Here is a 206-nt window from a genome sequence, read left to right on the forward strand (position 1 = left end):
AGCCAATTTTTGGATCAATACCGTATGCCCTAAATGCAAATCGGGAGCGGTAGGATCAAAACCGGCCTTAACGATAAAGCGTTCATTGGTTTCATAATATTTTCTCACCAGCTTTTCAATGTATTCTAATCCAATGATTTCATTAGCGCCTCTTTTGATCTCTTTTAAGGCGATACTGATTTTTTGTTCCATGTTTATTCCTTAAA

1 pseudogene is annotated in these 206 nt (G+C 36.4%); it reads right to left on the reverse strand.

Annotation, left to right across the window (positions count from 1 at the left end):
* Positions 1 to 192 (reverse strand): annotated as a pseudogene (locus tag BZK24_RS08775) (tyrosine--tRNA ligase); the annotation flags it as partial.
* Positions 193 to 206 lie beyond the last annotated feature (14 nt).

It is taken from the genome of Helicobacter pylori (assembly GCF_001998165.1).
GTDB classification, from domain to species: Bacteria; Campylobacterota; Campylobacteria; order Campylobacterales; family Helicobacteraceae; genus Helicobacter; species Helicobacter pylori_DL.